The organism is Microbacterium sp. CFBP 8794, from assembly GCF_014841235.1.
Lineage (GTDB): Bacteria > Actinomycetota > Actinomycetes > Actinomycetales > Microbacteriaceae > Microbacterium.
On sequence record NZ_JACYTT010000011.1, the window covers coordinates 1 to 1,874 of the forward strand.

A 1,874-nucleotide genomic window follows, 5' to 3' on the forward strand; every position below is an offset into this window, starting at 1 on the left:
CACCTCATCAAATGTTCCACCCATGAGCTACCGGCAGACACATTCGGTCTGATCCGGCGCCTGGACACCACACGCTCCAAAGAACCCGTGATGCCAGATGCTCCTTAGAAAGGAGGTGATCCAGCCGCACCTTCCGGTACGGCTACCTTGTTACGACTTAGTCCTAATTACCGATCCCACCTTCGACGGCTCCCTCCACAAGGGTTGGGCCACCGGCTTCAGGTGTTACCGACTTTCATGACTTGACGGGCGGTGTGTACAAGACCCGGGAACGTATTCACCGCAGCGTTGCTGATCTGCGATTACTAGCGACTCCGACTTCATGAGGTCGAGTTGCAGACCTCAATCCGAACTGGGACCGGCTTTTTGGGATTCGCTCCACCTCACGGTATTGCAGCCCTTTGTACCGGCCATTGTAGCATGCGTGAAGCCCAAGACATAAGGGGCATGATGATTTGACGTCATCCCCACCTTCCTCCGAGTTGACCCCGGCAGTATCCCATGAGTTCCCACCATTACGTGCTGGCAACATAGAACGAGGGTTGCGCTCGTTGCGGGACTTAACCCAACATCTCACGACACGAGCTGACGACAACCATGCACCACCTGTTTACGAGTGTCCAAAGAGTTGACCATTTCTGGCCCGTTCTCGTATATGTCAAGCCTTGGTAAGGTTCTTCGCGTTGCATCGAATTAATCCGCATGCTCCGCCGCTTGTGCGGGTCCCCGTCAATTCCTTTGAGTTTTAGCCTTGCGGCCGTACTCCCCAGGCGGGGAACTTAATGCGTTAGCTGCGTCACGGAAACCGTGGAATGGTCCCCACAACTAGTTCCCAACGTTTACGGGGTGGACTACCAGGGTATCTAAGCCTGTTTGCTCCCCACCCTTTCGCTCCTCAGCGTCAGTTACGGCCCAGAGATCTGCCTTCGCCATCGGTGTTCCTCCTGATATCTGCGCATTCCACCGCTACACCAGGAATTCCAATCTCCCCTACCGCACTCTAGTCTGCCCGTACCCACTGCAGACCCGAGGTTGAGCCTCGGGATTTCACAGCAGACGCGACAAACCGCCTACGAGCTCTTTACGCCCAATAATTCCGGATAACGCTTGCGCCCTACGTATTACCGCGGCTGCTGGCACGTAGTTAGCCGGCGCTTTTTCTGCAGGTACCGTCACTTTCGCTTCTTCCCTGCTAAAAGAGGTTTACAACCCGAAGGCCGTCATCCCTCACGCGGCGTTGCTGCATCAGGCTTCCGCCCATTGTGCAATATTCCCCACTGCTGCCTCCCGTAGGAGTCTGGGCCGTGTCTCAGTCCCAGTGTGGCCGGTCACCCTCTCAGGCCGGCTACCCGTCGACGCCTTGGTGAGCCATTACCTCACCAACAAGCTGATAGGCCGCGAGCCCATCCCAGACCGAAAAATCTTTCCAAACACGACCATGCGATCACGTCTCATATCCAGTATTAGACGCCGTTTCCAGCGCTTATCCCAGAGTCCAGGGCAGGTTGCTCACGTGTTACTCACCCGTTCGCCACTGATCCACCAAGCAAGCTTGGCTTCACCGTTCGACTTGCATGTGTTAAGCACGCCGCCAGCGTTCATCCTGAGCCAGGATCAAACTCTCCGTAAAAGAAAAATGCCCACCCAACCGGAATAAGGTCAAGGCAAGCGAGTTCAATCTGACCAAACAGGAAGTCAAAACTGACTATCCAGATGCCAACCCCCAAAAAGAGGATTGGACTTTGATCCAAAGGAATTCTCGCGATCCGAAGACCAACGAGGATAAAATTGGCATTTGACAAGTGCACGCTGTTGAGTTCTCAAGGAACGGACGCACCCACAGAAACAATCTCTCGACCTACCCGTGAGGCAAT

Annotated in this window: 1 rRNA gene; it reads right to left on the bottom strand. The window is 54.8% G+C overall.

Features of this window, described 5'->3' with window-relative positions:
- Window positions 1-108: 108 nt before the first annotated feature.
- Window positions 109-1,630: ribosomal RNA gene (locus IFU19_RS16420) — 16S ribosomal RNA — on the bottom strand.
- Window positions 1,631-1,874: the final 244 nt, after the last annotated feature.